The sequence below is a fragment of the Metabacillus indicus LMG 22858 genome (assembly GCF_000708755.2).
GTDB lineage: Bacteria > Bacillota > Bacilli > Bacillales > Bacillaceae > Bacillus_P > Bacillus_P indicus.
Genome location: NZ_JGVU02000001.1, coordinates 557,961 through 573,122 on the forward strand (window position 1 = coordinate 557,961; position 15,162 = coordinate 573,122).

General features: G+C 44.7%; 12 protein-coding genes. 8 read left to right on the forward strand and 4 right to left on the reverse strand.

Translation table 11 applies throughout. The features are described from left to right. Positions 1-23 precede the first annotated feature (23 nt). Positions 24-2,168 (forward strand): GDYXXLXY domain-containing protein, encoded by a 2,145-nt coding sequence (locus tag AZ46_RS02710; RefSeq protein WP_029281689.1) that lies wholly within the window; start codon positions 24-26, stop codon positions 2,166-2,168. A gap of 44 nt (positions 2,169-2,212) precedes the next feature. On the opposite strand, the gene AZ46_RS02715 is transcribed toward AZ46_RS02710, so the two are convergent. The 3 genes from AZ46_RS02715 to AZ46_RS02725 form a co-directional block, all read right to left on the reverse strand. Further along, positions 2,213-2,548 carry a DUF3243 domain-containing protein gene (locus AZ46_RS02715; RefSeq protein WP_029281687.1) on the reverse strand — a complete coding sequence of 112 codons (336 nt, stop codon included), beginning with the start codon at positions 2,546-2,548 and terminating at the stop codon, positions 2,213-2,215. A gap of 94 nt (positions 2,549-2,642) precedes the next feature. Next, entirely contained in the window at positions 2,643-3,758 is a 1,116-nt protein-coding gene (locus AZ46_RS02720) for a glycosyltransferase family 2 protein (RefSeq protein WP_029281685.1), read from the reverse strand. Between the two features lie 82 nt (positions 3,759-3,840). Next, positions 3,841-5,361, reverse strand: coding sequence for a phytoene desaturase family protein (locus tag AZ46_RS02725; protein WP_029281683.1), 1,521 nt, complete (start codon positions 5,359-5,361; stop codon positions 3,841-3,843). A 167-nt stretch (positions 5,362-5,528) separates the two neighbouring features. On the opposite strand from AZ46_RS02725, the gene AZ46_RS02730 reads away from it, so the two are divergent. The 4 genes from AZ46_RS02730 (at position 5,529) to AZ46_RS02745 (ending at position 9,184) form a co-directional block, all read left to right on the forward strand. Then, on the forward strand, positions 5,529-6,614 hold the full coding sequence (locus AZ46_RS02730; protein WP_051865127.1) for a glycosyltransferase family 2 protein: 1,086 nt from the start codon (positions 5,529-5,531) through the stop codon (positions 6,612-6,614). Further along, the gene (locus AZ46_RS20915) at positions 6,611-7,147 is read left to right on the forward strand and encodes a glycosyl-4,4'-diaponeurosporenoate acyltransferase CrtO family protein (protein WP_051865129.1); all 537 of its coding nucleotides are present in this window, start codon (positions 6,611-6,613) and stop codon (positions 7,145-7,147) included. Before AZ46_RS02730 ends, AZ46_RS20915 begins: the two co-directional genes overlap by 4 nt. 36 nt (positions 7,148-7,183) lie before the next feature. Further along, positions 7,184-8,287 carry a M24 family metallopeptidase gene (locus tag AZ46_RS02740; RefSeq protein ID WP_029281678.1) on the forward strand — a complete coding sequence of 368 codons (1,104 nt, stop codon included), beginning with the start codon at positions 7,184-7,186 and terminating at the stop codon, positions 8,285-8,287. Between the two features lie 81 nt (positions 8,288-8,368). Continuing rightward, positions 8,369-9,184: a thermonuclease family protein gene (locus AZ46_RS02745; RefSeq protein ID WP_029281676.1), complete on the forward strand. Its 816-nt coding sequence runs from the start codon at positions 8,369-8,371 to the stop codon at positions 9,182-9,184. 34 nt (positions 9,185-9,218) lie between these two features. On the opposite strand, the gene AZ46_RS02750 is transcribed toward AZ46_RS02745, so the two are convergent. After that, a complete protein-coding gene (locus tag AZ46_RS02750; RefSeq protein ID WP_029281674.1) occupies positions 9,219-10,244 on the reverse strand; it encodes an EAL domain-containing protein in 1,026 nt (341 codons plus the stop codon). 155 nt (positions 10,245-10,399) lie between these two features. Between AZ46_RS02750 and AZ46_RS02755 the strand changes: the two genes are divergently transcribed. From AZ46_RS02755 to AZ46_RS21375, 3 genes are all read left to right on the forward strand, one after another. Next, positions 10,400-12,112 (forward strand): methyl-accepting chemotaxis protein, encoded by a 1,713-nt coding sequence (locus tag AZ46_RS02755; protein WP_029281672.1) that lies wholly within the window; start codon positions 10,400-10,402, stop codon positions 12,110-12,112. A gap of 180 nt (positions 12,113-12,292) precedes the next feature. Continuing rightward, entirely contained in the window at positions 12,293-13,525 is a 1,233-nt protein-coding gene (locus AZ46_RS02760; protein ID WP_029281670.1) for an ABC transporter substrate-binding protein, read from the forward strand. Then, on the forward strand, positions 13,503-15,158 hold the full coding sequence (locus AZ46_RS21375) for an ABC transporter permease subunit (protein WP_081870120.1): 1,656 nt from the start codon (positions 13,503-13,505) through the stop codon (positions 15,156-15,158). The genes AZ46_RS02760 and AZ46_RS21375 overlap by 23 nt, the downstream gene beginning before the upstream one ends. Positions 15,159-15,162 lie beyond the last annotated feature (4 nt).

A 15,162-nucleotide genomic window follows, 5' to 3' on the forward strand; every position in this document is an offset into this window, starting at 1 on the left:
GTACAAAGGAAGGGGCATGTAAGATGAAAAAAACGATCCCGCTTGGCTATGCAGCTTCAATTATTTTTATCCTCTCAGGCATCATCTTTTTCTTTGCATCAAACTGGGGAGGCTTTGAACGAACGGAAAAGACCGCCCTTGCAGCAGGTATTATGATTCTGTTTTATGGAGGAAGCTTTCTTTTTGGAAAATGGATGAAGAGACCGGATTTGACTAGATGGCTGCTGGTTGGCGGGGCAGTGTCCTTTGGGGCTGCCGTCGCTCTGATCGGGCAAATTTACAATTCACATGCAGACAGCTATCTCCTTTTTGTCATATGGCTGATTCCATCCCTGCTGCTTGCTGTTATTACCCGCTATCAGCCTTTTGCCATACTATCCTACGTGCTGTTTATGCTTTCTTACTGGTTTTATCTCTATCCGTCAAGCATCTTTCTTTACCGGACGGAATTTGAGCAGCTCCTCATTTATCTGGGCATCGTGGTGCTGAATGGCCTTGTCTTTTTTCTTGCAAGGTCACTGGGTCTGAAGGTGCTTGAATATTGTGCGTTTGCTGTCGTTCACCTCTTTTTGATCATCATGTCATTTTACTATGTATTTGAAACCTACAGTCTCTGGATGAATGTCATGTTCCTTGCCGTTCTTTTGTTGAGCTATTTTTCTTTCATGAAAAAAGCGGGGCATCAGGGCCTGACGTTTATTGGCTTCACAATGGCCGGCATCTATGTTCTGTCAAAATATATCGAGATGAGCATACGACTGTCAGATCAGCTTGGAGGACTCAGCTTTTACTTTTTCACCATTCTTCTGGCTCTTATCTTTTTAGGTGCCGGGATTTTTGCAGCAGTAAAAGCAGCTAAACAGGCATCAAGTGATTCGGCAGCGTTTAAAGTGTCTAAAAATATTCTGATTGTCATCATCACGTTAACATCTTCCATTTTACTGTCATCAAGCTTGGCGGGCTTGCTTTACCTTATATTTGAGTCCTCATATGCTTTGGCAATCGTGAGTATGGTGTTTCTGATTTTGGCTGCAGTGCTGAAAACAGTAAATCCTGCAGCAAGGTATACGCTTTTCATTACAGGATTTTTATCGGCTCTTGGGGTCATCACCATCATGGATACAGCGGCTGTTTATCTTTTTCTAATAGCGGGAGCAGTCATCCTCCTGATTGAAAGAGAAGGTTTCCTTCAATTTCTCGCATATTCATTCGTGCTCGCTTTATTGCTTAACCTGTTTTCCGTGCATTTTGAGTGGACGGATCATTTCAGAGTGATTCTTGCAGCTGTGTCACTCATCCAATTTGCCCTTTTGCTGATTCCGTTCAAGCCTCTGCGAAAGCTTGACAGTGTGTTTCTGGCATATGGGTTTCTGCTGTTGTATCCTGCAGCGTTCTGGGGGACGGACTGGCGGGAAACACTTGTCTATCAGATTTTGTATTTTGGACTGAATCTTGCGGCACTGGTCATTTATCAGCAAAAGGAGGAAGTGTTTAAGAGAAATGCAGCCTGGGTGTTTTTCATTCTGTTTTTGACAGGCTTATATTACGATTTTGCCTGGAAGCTTCTTCATAAATCGGTCACTTTCCTGATTATTGGCATCGTGCTGTTTGCAGCTGCCCGTTACTTTGACCGGGAAAAGAGAGCAGGGGAATCTGCATTTTCAAAAAAGAGATGGGCGATGATTGCAGCAGTAGTTCTTCTTCAGCTGGGATTTACGGGATATCAGTCTGTTGCCAATGAGACTGCCTTAAAAGAAGGAACGTCTGTCATTCTTGAGCTCGAACCGCTGGATCCGAGATCTGTGCTGCAGGGGGATTATGTTCAGCTTAGATATGAAGCCGGCCGTTTTGAAGGGGATGAAACCATGAAAAGCGGCACGGTTGTCACTGTTAAGGTGAAGAAGGACAGTACTGGGGTTTTCAGACCGGAAGGAAAGCCTGTCATTGGAAGGGCGGCCGACATGGGAGAGCCTGAACAGGACACCGTCTATCTCACCGGGAAATACAACGGCTATGACAGCGTGCATTTCGGCATAGAATCGTTTTTTGTGGAAGAAGGTACCGGTCTTGAGCTTGAACGCTCGGCGAAGTATGCAAAAGTAATCGTATCTGATGAAGGAAATGCTTTACTGACGGATGTAAAAAAGGATCTTTCTTCATTAAAATAGAAAACATCCATCCAGGCTTCCTGGATGGATGTTTTCTGTTTCTGTTAATTCGTTTCGTTGGCCAGTTTGACCAGCATGTGCGCAAGATAATGTCTTTCTTCATCATTTCCGACTTTCCAAAGCTGGTGGAGAAGATATTCTTCGCTGTTTTTAGGTTCTACGTTATTGGCAAGGTAACCGGCCACTTTTTCTGCGCCTTTGGCCAGCATCTCATCACTTAGTCCGAGACGTTTCCCGGCTTCCACTTTGTCGCCTAAGTACGATTTAAACTCTTCAAAGTCTCTTAGGATCGCGTCCATTTTTTCGTTGTTCATAGAATCCAGCTTGTTCTCAATCTTTTCGGTTTGAATTGACTCGTCTTTTACTTGATGATTTGACATGTTTCTTGCACCTCCTGGTAAAGTTACTTGTTACATTCCCTTATCACAGAGAGGTAAACCTTGGGAATGTGCAAAAGTGCGGAAGAATGCCTTTTTAATCATAGGTTCTTCCTTTCCAGGTATAGCCGGTTTTTTTGACAGAAGCAAACATGGACGCATAAAGGAGTAGCAGGAAGGCTGCAGCCGAAAATGGAATGGCAGGGGACAAAGCCAGTGTCTGCCTGCTGCGTAAGTCGATGTATGCTTTTTGCAGTACGATAAGCAAGTAGGGGACAAAAAAATGCAGGTTCATTTTCCCCTGAATCAGTTCTGTAATTCCATAGAGTGCTAGAAAAAAAGGAAACAGGTAGACCAATCCGTAAAACAGCGAAAAGAGAATAACAATTAAAATTGATCGCCCAAACCCCGGAAAAATGTTTTTTTTGAACCCTTCCCAAACAGCTTTATTGCTGTCATACATATAACAGGTGACATACTCCGTGACATTCGCAAGGACCGCGCGATATCCGTTTTGTTTCGTGATTTTTGCAAGAGCCACATCATCTACTATGGCGTCTTTAACCGCCTTATGTCCCCCGAACTTGCGGTATGCGTTTTTTTCAAACATGATAAAGGCTCCGTGTGCAGCGGATGCAGCTGCCATAGTTGTGTAATTGGCAAGGTAAAGGGGAAGATGAAAATAGATTAAGAGATGCTGCATGGGCACAAGCCATTTTTCCAGAATTGTTTTAACCGGAAAGCGGGGAAAACCGGAAAGCATGTTTGCTTTTTTTTGTTTCATTAAGGCGAGAGAACGTTCGATCGTATGTTTATGTACGCGAACATCTGCATCAAGAAATAAATAATAGTCGCCTGATGCCATGCTGCTGAGCTGGTGGCAGGCAAACACTTTGCCTGCCCAACCATCAGGCAGGTCTGAACCTGTCACAATTTTAAACCGGCTGTCATTCCTTGCTGCATTAGTCAGGATTTCTTTTGTCCGGTCTGTAGACTGATCATCAAGCATGATGATTTCAAGGTTTGGATAGGAAAGGTTTTTAAGGGATGCGGCAAGATCTTCTGCATTTTTTTCCTCATTGCGGAGGGGAATCAAGATTGATACTAAAGGTGCCGCACCTGTCGAACCTTTTTTTAAAGACGGCATGAAAAGTGAATTAAGTATGGTCCAGGCGAGAAGACAGGCTAGGAAAATCTCAAACAGGAGAAGCATGGAATCACATCCTTTTATATAGATAAAATAAGGGCAAAAGGCAAAAGAAGGATGAAGCTCAGTGCTTATCCTTCTTGCATGTTCAGGAAATTTCTTTGTCTTGATTGATTTGAGGCTTTTTGTCTTCATGTTCTGCTATTAAATCTGCGGTCAGCTGTCCGGATAGGGTGACCATTGGCACTCCGCCGCCCGGATGGGTGGATCCTCCGACAAAATACAGATTCTCAAGCAGCGTGCTTTTGCTCGGGATTTTAAATCCTCCATTTTTCTTCCGGTCTGTAGCAACTCCGTAAATCGAGCCGCCGTTCGCTCCGTATAAACTTTGAAGGTCGTTTGGTGTAAACGTATATTCAAATTCAATATGCTCTCTCAACCCGGTCATCCCCATGCGCTCAAGCTTATCAAGGATTTGTGCCCGGTACGTTTCTTTTCTGAATTCCCAGTTCTCACCCTCCTTAAGAGGAGGAACATGAGTAAGAACAAACAAGTTTTCTTTTCCGGAAGGTGCCTGAGTCGGATCGGATTTTGCCGAAATGCCGACATAAACCGTCGGGTCATCTGCAAGCTTGCCTTCATTAAAAATCTGATGAAATTCTTTTTCAGGATCTTCCGAGAAAAAGAAATTATGATGGGCAAGATTTTCGTATGTCCGGTCTACCCCAAGCAGCATGACCAGACCTGATACGGTAGGCTCATATTTTTGGAGATCTGACGCCTTCTGGCTGCTGCCGGCTTTGTCTTTAAGAAGCGTATTGTAGGCAGGAATGGCTTCCAGATTGGATACCACAATGTCTGCATGAAGGATTCTGCCATCTGCAAGCTCGACGCCGGCTGCTCTTGAGCCCTCAGTGACAATACGTTCTGCCTTTGTGTTCAGCAGAATGTCAGCACCTAGTTCATGAAGCAGTTTGTTCATGGCCAGTGCAATGTTGTACATGCCGCCTTCAACGTAGTAGACGCCAAGCCCGAGCTGCACATGAGTCAGCTGCGAAAGAACGGCAGGGGCATGGTAAGGTGAAGAGCCTATGTACATAATCAGAAAATTGAACAGCTGTCTGATTTTCTTGTTTTTAAAATGTTTGCGTGTGACGCCGTCCATTGATTTCAGCGGTTCCATCATCAGCAGTTCCTTCACGCTGTGAAGAGAGCGGAGGTCATTCAGGCCGGATAGGCTTTTGCTGTAAAAGCTCTTCATGCTGTATTCATACATTTTACTGCAATACTGCAGGTAATCAAAGAATTCGTTTGCATCTTCTTCGGAAACTTTTTTCAGTTCCTCAAGCATAACAGGCAAATCGCTTGTTAAATCAATCGTTGTCCCGTCTTCATAGAATGTTCTCCAGCCCGGCTCAATCCTTTTAATGGTCAGGTAATCTGATAGATTCCGCCCGGCGCTTTTAAATAATTTTTCAAGCACCCAGGGCATTGTCAAAATAGACGGTCCTGTATCAAAGGTATAGCCGAGTCCGCCGCGCATATTAAGCTTGCCGCCGACACGTTCTCCTTTCTCCACTACTGTGACATGATAGCCGTCTGAACGGAGCCTGATAGCCGCTGACAGCCCGCCAAGCCCGCCGCCGATAATGACTGCTTTCTTATTCATCGAAAACCCTCCTTATGAAATTCTTCTAATTTGACTAAACTAATGACCAGTCTTTACAGACATCCATTCTGCCCTGAAAAGCTTGTTTTAAACCAGTTTTGCAGGAGAATGGTGGGCTGTCCGCATGGAGGCGGGACGGATCATTCCATTAGGAAAGTGTGATGTGCATGTTTACGATTACAGCCGGTATAGCTGCCGGCGTATATCTTCTATACAGAATTCAGACTCTTGAAAAGCAAAACAGAGATACAAATTCTCTCCGCAGGCTTTCAATTATTATTCCTGCAAGAAATGAAGAACAGAATATCGGCAGACTGCTGCATTCGCTGAAAGGCCAATATCCAGCCGAAATCCTTGTTGTCGATGATGGTTCAGAAGACAAAACGGCCGAGATTGCGGCTGCATGCGGAGCAGAAGTCATGCATGCGGAGGAACCTCCGGAAGGTTGGCTCGGAAAATCATGGGCATGCTTTTCGGGGGCAAAGAAAGCTAAAGGAGAGTGGCTCATGTTTCTTGATGCAGATACTTTCTTTGAGGAGTTTGGCGCGGAAAAAACGGCCGCTGCCTTTCTTGATCAGGGAGCTTCCGGAATTCTGTCCATTCATCCGTATCACAGCATACAAAAGCCATACGAATCACTTTCTGCTTTTTTCCACTTGGCAGCTTTTTCGGCAATGGGCGCTTTTCGTTTCCTTCAGAGAAAAGGTGTTTCATACGGTGCGTTTGGACAGTGCATGATCTGTACAAAACAAGATTATTTTAATTGGGGCGGCCACGGCCTCATAAAAGACAAAGTCGCAGAAAATATGGAACTTGCCGTCCTTGTAAGCCGGACTGGAGCACCTGTCCGCTGCATGAGCGGAAAAGGCGCTCTTTCAATGAGAATGTATCCGGAAGGTCCCGCATCTCTTGTTGCCGGCTTTTCAAAAACATTTGCAAGCGGAGCGAAGGCAACAAATTGGAAGGTTCTGCTTCCATTTGTGCTCTGGATAGCCGGATGTTTATCCTTTTTGACTGAATTCCGGCTGGGTGAGTGGCGGGAGGTATATGCTCTTCTTTATGCTGCTGCTGTTCTGCATATTTGGATGACGGTAAGAAAGATTGGTTCTTTCGGCATCATCACCGCTCTGTTCTTTCCTTTTCATGCAGGTTTTTTCATGCTTGTTTTCATCACATCATTTTGGAGGACCTTCATCAGCAAATCAGCATCATGGAAAGGGAGAAAAATTATTGTAAAGGAAGATGCTAAGTGATCTTTCTGACAGGTGCAGAGGCGGTGGCCTTGAACATAGCGGCATGGGTGGGCATCCACCTTTCAGTTTCTTTGCTGACAAGCAGGATGGACGGCCGCTCCATTTGCCGGTTTAACTGGATGTGGAGTGAAAAAACCGTTGAGAAAAGCGGCAAACTTTATGAACGGCTGCTGATAAAAAGATGGAAAGACAGAATGCCTGAAGCTGGCGGTTTGTTTCCGGGCGGCATGTCAAAAAAACACCTGCATGCGGCAAAAGACATGGAACGTTTCTTCCTTGAGACAAAAAGGGGAGAGCTGTCCCACTGGATGCAGCTGTTTGCCTTTCTGCTGTTTTTTATTTGGAATACTCCTGGTTCAGTTCTTATCAATGGACTGTATGCAGCCTGCTTCAATTTGCCGTTTATCATGATTCAGCGGTATAACAGGATTCGTCTGAACCGGGCATTATCTAAAAGAAAGATGAAAAAAAGTCATACTCCGGCGGAGGAGGTCAAACCGCCTTCTTTAAGTTCTGATGAAATTGGCGTATGATAGAGAAGAGATATGCAGATGAAGGAGAGAGTGCGGATGAAGAAAGAAAGACTCCAAAAACTCGGCGATTGGCTTAACGAGCAGAACACAGATGCTGCGTTCATATCGTCAACAGAAAATATTTTCTACTTGACAAATTTTTACACGGATCCTCATGAGCGATTAATGGGGCTGTTTGTATTTAAAGAGGCGGAACCGTTTTTTATTTGTCCCGGCATGGAAGTCTCCCAGGCGAGAGACGCAGGTTTTGAAGGTGAAATCATCGGATATGCCGATCATGAAGATCCATGGGAAAAAGTAAAAACGGCCATTCATAAAAGAGGCCGGCAAAATATGAAGCAGGCAGCCGTGGAAAAGGAACTTCTTCCTTTTTCAAGAGCAGAAGAAATTCAGAAAATTCTTCCGGATGCAGCCTTAGTATCAGCTGAAGAGATTATGAATGAGCTTCGTCTTGTAAAGGATGAAAAGGAGCTTGCCGTTCTGAAGCAGGCAGCAGAACTTGCCGACTACGGTGTTGAAATCGGTGTTCAGTCCTTAAAAGAAGGCGTTTCTGAAATGGACGTCCTTGCTAGAATCGAATATGAGCTAAAGCGGAAAGGAATACGCGAAATGTCCTTTTCAACGATGGTTCTGTTCGGGAAAAAATCAGGCCAGCCTCACGGAAACCCTGGGCTTGCAGCCTTAAAAGAAGGAGATTTTGTCCTGTTTGATATGGGCGTTGTTCTTGATGGGTACTGCTCGGATATAACACGGACACTAGCTTACAAATCTGTCAGCAGTGAACAAAGAAAGATCTATCAGACCGTTCTTGATGCCCAGCTGCAGGCACTTGATGCAAGCAGACCCGGCACAAGAATCGGAGATCTTGACCAGATTGCACGAGATGTCATTACAAATGCCGGCTACGGCGAGTATTTCCCTCACCGGCTTGGCCACGGGCTAGGCATCAGCGTTCATGAGTACCCGTCTATAAGCCATACAAATAACGGCGTGCTTAAAGAGGGAATGGTTTATACGATTGAACCGGGCATCTATGTTCCTGAAATTGGCGGCGTCCGTATAGAAGATGATGTATGCATTACAAAAGACGGCCATGAAACGCTGACAAAATTTCCAAAAGACCTGCAAATTATTCAGTAAGACTAACAAACCGCACTGCATGTGCGGTTTGTTTATGCCGTTTGAAGGAACGGCCTGATTTTACAAAAGGGGAAGAGCGACATGAAAAAATGGATTGCACTCATGCTCGGAGCCATGCTCTCGGCTGGCTGCTCAGATGAGGCGGCAGAGCAGCCCGAAACCGGACAGCCTGCTGTTATGCAGGATGAAAAAGAAGAAGTAACAGAAGATGCCGCTGCACCTGCAGTCCAGGAAGAAAAACCGCAGGATAAACAAGAAAGCAGTTCCGAATCATTTATTGAGGCTGAAGTTATCAAAGTAATTGACGGAGATACCGTAAAAGTAATGACAGAAGGAAGAGAAGAAACGCTTCGCCTCCTGCTTGTTGACACACCCGAAACCGTCCATCCGAATAAACCGGTTCAGCCGTTTGGCCCTGAAGCCAGCCGCTTTGCCAAAGACGCGCTCTCAGGAAAAAAAGTCGAGCTTGAACTCGACGTTGGCGAGAGAGACAAGTACGGTCGGCTCCTTGTTTATCTTCACGTGGACGGGAAGATGTTTAATGAAATGCTGATAGAAAAAGGCCTTGCAAGAGTGGGATATGTGTATGCTCCGAACACAAAGCATGTAGACCGGTTTTATGAGCTGCAAAAGCAGGCTCAGCAAAGCGAGATCGGAATATGGAGCATTGAAAACTATGCAGCTGAAGACGAGGGGTTCAGGGATTTCCAGGAAAAAGAGGAAGCGCCTGCAGAAAGCAAGGATGAGTCATGCGCCATCAAGGGGAATATTTCTTTTTCAGGAGAGAAAATCTACCATCTTCCAGACGGCCAGTATTATGATGTGACGGAAGAAGAGGAACTGTTCTGTTCAGAAAAAGAAGCCGCTCAGGCAGGATACAGAGCGTCAAAAAGGTAAGCAGCGGGAGTTGATTCCGCTGCTTTTTATATTGCTAACCCGCTAAAATCATTGGAATAACCGGTTTTGCACTTGGCTTGCCTATAAGATAGCCCTGTATAAAATCAATCCCTTTCTCTCTGAGAAAAGCAAACTCTTCTTCTGTTTCAACACCTTCGCCAAGCACCTGAATGCCGAGCTTTTTGCCGATGGCTATGACATTTGACACGAAAGCCTGTTTTTCTGTGTCGCTGTGGCAGTTCGAGATATAATGCCTGTCAATTTTCACATAATCAGGCTGCAGTTCATGAAGCATATCAAGTGTGGCGTATCCGGCCCCTAAATCATCGAGAGCCACTTTCATTCCATTCTCCCTGTATACGTTAAGCACTTTTTTTAAATGAACGACATCCTCTATTTTTTCCGTTTCAACGACTTCAAAGACTAGATCCTGCGGAGAAACCCCGTATTTCTTTACGATATCAAAGGTATGCTTCAGACAATACTCCGGATTATAGATGGTGGAAGGCAGAAAGTTAATAAAGCTTTTAATGCCTGCAGGAATATGAGATGCCTTCGCTTTAATCGCCGCTTCTCTTGCCTTTTTATCCAGGACTGACTGCATGTTCGTTTCGACGGCTGTTTGAAAGAGCCGGTATGGGGAGATTTCCTGATCCATCGCACGCAGCAGTGATTCATAGCCGTAAAGCCTGCCGCTTTGTGCATGGATGATAGGCTGCAGATGGCTGACAAATGTTCCGTTTTGTATAAGATGGACAGTCTCCTCGTTCAAAATATGGGCACAGACTAACTGGAGATCATGAAAAGATGTTTTTTCTTCTTTCATGCCTGAATGAATGGCGGCAAGCCATGGTTTATCTGCAAAAAAAGGAGCTAACGGCAGGATTTTCTCTTTGAGTTCATGTTTAGTTGAATAGGCCAGGTGGAAGCTTCCGTCAGCTTTGAACGTAAAACCGGATGATTCCAGGAAGCTCATATAGGCTGAGTCTGTATTTTTTAGAGTTAAGAAACCAGCCGGGCTGATTGGAAATGACTGATAACAAAACGAACACGGATGCATGAACAAATCCCCTTTATTTCATAATAAATCCATTATACCAAAATACTAGAATGATATGAATAAAAAGGCCTATGAAAATAGACTTATTGGAAGGTTAAACATTTCCTATCTGCCTCCGATAGTAAACGTAGATAAAGAATAAAGGGGTTAAAAATATGAAAAAAGCGGTCATGTTCTGGAGAAATATCAAAATTGGCTGGAAGTTCAGCTTTTCTGTTATGATGTGCATTCTTCTCTTTGCGATCTCTATGATGGTAACGTTTGCACAGCTGAGCAGAGTGGACGGGCATATTTCAGAAATGGACAAATTGAGCACCAGCGCAAGCACAATCACTGAGATGGGTTCAATTTTCCGGTCGATGGATATTGCCATTGCTGATTACATCATTAATCCTACAGATGAAAACAAAGAAAACTATCTTGAAAAGAGAAAGAAATTGCTGGATGCAGGAGACAAAAGCAAAAAAGAATTCAATGATCCGGAAGAAACGGCCCTGTATTTAAAGATGATTCAAAATGACAAAATGTTAAATGATCTTTTTTACATAACGATCATGCCGGCGGTTGAACAAAACAATTCTCAAACGTTAAGTCAGGCGAGAGAGAGAGCCAATGTACTCAGAGATGAGACCATTACAGCCCTCTATGAGCTCAGGGACTTGAAAAACAAAGAAAGAACAGATGCAGCTGAAGATTCCCGCAGCAGCATGGAACAGATTGCTTTCACTTTGCTTTTAGCCTTAGTTGTCTCTATTGTTCTCTCGGCGGCGATTACGTTCGTCGTTCAAAGAATGATCATCAGGCATTTCAACCGGGTCATCCGCTTCTCACATGAGATATCAGCCGGGAATCTAGCTGCGCAGGACCTTGAATATGGTGGAAGGGATGAAATCGGTCAGCTGACCGCTTCCCAAAATGAGCTGAAATCAAAGATGAACAACATGGTCCGCCAAATTAAAAAAGCATCTGAAGAACTTCAAGTGCGAAGCAGAGAGTTAAACAAAGCTTCCGGCGAAGTCAACGAAGGAAGCCAGCATGTATCTGCAACAATGCAGGAGCTTGCTGCAGGTTCATCCGCGCAGTCCAATGCTTCATCAGACATCGCATCTCAAATGGATGACTTCTCAAGGCAGCTCGAAAAAGCGAATGAAGAAGGCGCCTTTATGAGAAAGTCATCAAATGAAGTCATGCATCTAGTTTCACAGGGATCAGTTCAGATGAACTCATCCTCTGCCAGAATGAATGACATCATGGGTGTGATGAATACATCTGCAGCAGAAGTCATGAATCTTGATGGAAAAACAAAAGAAATTGCAGCGCTTGTTACGGTCATTGAACAAATTGCCGAACAGACAAATCTTTTATCTCTCAATGCTGCGATTGAAGCTGCGAGAGTAGGAGAGCACGGGAAGGGATTTGCCGTTGTTGCGGATGAAGTAAGAAAACTCGCTGTAGGGGTATCGGCTTCTGTATCTGATATTACAAGGATTGTTGAAGACTTCAGAAACGTTTCCAAAAATGTAGCAGCCACGTTAAACAGCGGACAGCTCCGTGTGAAAGATTCTGCTTCATCTATTAAACAAACAGGTGAATCATTTGAGATGATCACAAAGTCGATCCGAAAGCTTGATGAAAAGATAGCCAATGTGGACGATTACTTGAAAACAATTGCAGGCGGTATGGTGCTGGTCAACAGGGCGGCAGAAGAAGTTGCTGCTGTGTCTGAAGAGTCAGCAGCTGGAATTGAAGAAGTCTCCGCTTCTGTGCACCAGTCTTCTGAAAACATAAGAGAAGTAGCAGCCTCCTCCGACCGTCTGAAAGATCTGTCTGATGAACTCTCAAAGCTTGTTGGAGAATTTCAAGTATAAGCACGAAACCTGATCATAATTGGTCAGGTTTTTTATATCCCAAAAATAAAATAAGGAAAAAAATACCGTCATCCAATCAGGACATTTTTCCGTTATCTTTTCATGAAAGCATATTCCTGCTTGAATCCGCGTCAGGTTAATAGCATCATGAAGAGAGGATGACCCTTAAAGGAGGATAAAATGAAGCCATTTTTATTGTTTTTAGTTCTGTTAGTAGCGGCAGCCGGATGCTCCCAGTCGTCTGCTCAAAATGAAAACCGGGAGTCACTTGATCAATCATGGGAAGAGATTGAAAACAAAGCAGATGGAACGACAGTCAGAATGTTTATGTGGGGCGGTGACGAGGGAATTAACCAGTACATTGACGACTGGGCTGCACCGAGGCTTAAAGAACAATATGGACTGACCCTTGAACGGGTTCCGATGGACGCCCCTGAATTTCTTCAAAAGCTCCTGAACGAGAAAAAGGCGGGAGAAAACAAAGGTTCAACAGATATTATCTGGATCAACGGCGAAAACTTTAAAAACGCCAAAAACAGTGATCTTCTGTACGGGCCATTCACAGAAAAGCTTCCGAACTTCAAAAATCATATCAACGGGGATGCTCTTGATATTCAGTATGATTTCGGTGAAAAAACAGAAGGTCTTGAAGCGCCGTGGGGCAAGGTGCAGTTTGTTTTTCACTATGACGGGGCGAAGGTGAAGGATCCTCCGGCATCACTTGAAGAACTTAAGAAATGGGCAGAGGATAATCCCGGAAAGTTCACGTACCCCGATGCAAATGAATTCACGGGAAATGCATTTTTAAGGCATGTTTTCTATGAGTCGGGAGGAGGAGCAGACCTGTTTTTAAAAGAGGGTTTTGATGAAGAACTTGCTGCCTCATCAAGCTCTGATATGTGGACGTATCTGAATGATCTGAAACCATCTCTATGGAAAAAGGGAGCTACTTACCCGAATACGCTGACAGAGCTTGACAGACTGTACAGCAGCGGGGAAGTGTGGATGACAATGGGCTACAACGAAGCAAGAGCGGAAAGCTTAATCGAAAAAGGAATTTTCCCTGAAACGACAAAATCATTCGTGCTTGATTCCGGGTCACTCGGAAACACTCATTTTCTTGGCATTCCATTTAACACTCAAAACCCGGAAGGCGCTATGACGGCCATTAACTTCTTCATGTCTCCGGAAGCTCAGCTTGCGAAGTATGACAGCACATATTGGGGAGAGGGAATGGCTGTTGATCCAGAAACATTTAACGAGGAGCAAAAGAAGAAGTTTAATGACATCGAAAGGGGACAGTCAGTGCTCCCTCAGGATGTGCTCCAAAAAGCGCTTGTTCCTGAAGTGGACGCACAATATGTGGACTGGTTAAAGGAGAATTGGCTGAATGAAGTGGCAGGAAAGAAATAGGCTGAAGCCTGCCGTCCCCGCAGTCCTGTTTACCTTGTTGATGGTTTTTGCAGGACTGTGGCTTGCTGCGGCTGAGAGCTTAACGGCGCCTGATGGAGCGAAAAGCCTGTCAGCGTATCAAGATCTTTTTACTAATGAGTCTTTCAGGGACTCATTATTTTATAGTCTGAAAATCACCCTGCTGTCGACAGTCATCTCTATTTTGGCAGGGCTATTGATTATCAGGTCTGTCTATCCGCTTTTGAAAAATAGATATCTAAAGCTTGCTGCATGGATTCCAATGCTTTTCCCCCATTTTGTATGGGGGTATATGCTGTTTTTACTTTTATCACAGAACGGGTGGATTTCATCCATTTCAACAGAACTGGGACTGATCTCTTCAACAGGCGCTTTTCCTGATTTTATGAAAGATTCAGAAGGGACCGGCATTATTCTCACGTATGTTTGGAAAGAGATTCCGTTCGTTCTTCTCATCCTTCTTCCTGTCTATCTGCAGCTGAATACGGGACGCAAAGATGCTGTGTATACTCTCGGAGGCAATGAATGGGATGCTTTTAAACTGGTGGAATGGCCGGTGCTCATCCCGAGTCTAATTGAAATCTTTATCCTTTTGTTTTCCTTTATTTTTGCAGCCTACGAAGTGCCTGCTCTGCTTGGGACGACTTACCCGAAAATGGTTTCTGTTTTAACTTATGAGTGGTTTTATTCGGGCGACTGGAGCAGAAGACCGGCTGCATTTGCGGTTATGATTCTCTCGACTGCTGTCATTCTGGCAGCTCTGGCAGCTGTTTACCTTCTATTCAATAAGCAAAGAGAAAGAATAACCAGGTCCAGTACGGTGGAAAGCGTCCGACACGGCAGCGGGTCCCGTCCTGTGATGGCCGTTCTGCTGATACTGTTTACAGCCCCGGTGTTATTCGTTATAGCAAAAAGCATGACATCCGGATGGACGGGACTGTTTCCGGAAACTTTCTCAGTAAGAGGATACGCTTTATTGATGGATGAGCCAAAACTGGCAGAAGCTTTGTCTCAGTCCATCACGATAGCCGTCTGTGTGATTGTTTTGAACCTGCTGCTTGGCATACCGGCTGCCCAGGTTCTTGCCCACCATTCTTTTAAAGGGAAATCAGCAGCAGAAACGCTGCTGCTTACACCTGTCATTGTCCCGGTTCTGGCCATCGCAATGGGACTTCATACAGTGTTTATCCAGGCAGGCTTGGCCGGGTCGCTTTCAGGTGTCATCCTGATCCACCTTCTCCCGACTCTGCCCTACACCATCAAGGTAATGCGTTCAGGATTTGAGAGAGCGGGAGTTTTGACGGGCGAACAGGCTGCTCTGCTTGGAGCCGGCAGGTTGAAAGTGTTTTACACCATTTATTTTCCTCAGCTGATTCCGTCCATACGAAGCGTTATTTTTTTGGCATCCACCATCTCCCTGAGCCAGTATTTACTTACAGCTCTAATAGGAGGCGGAAATGTACTTACACTTGCAGGTCTGTATTTTCCTTACTTCAGCAGTGCAGATGACACGGTGATTGCGAGTTTCTCTCTGCTGTTTGCCATCCTTCCGATTGGGATCTGGCTGTTGTTTGAAGGGCTGCTTCGCTTAGTAACTCCATATCAGAAAAGGTGATCGG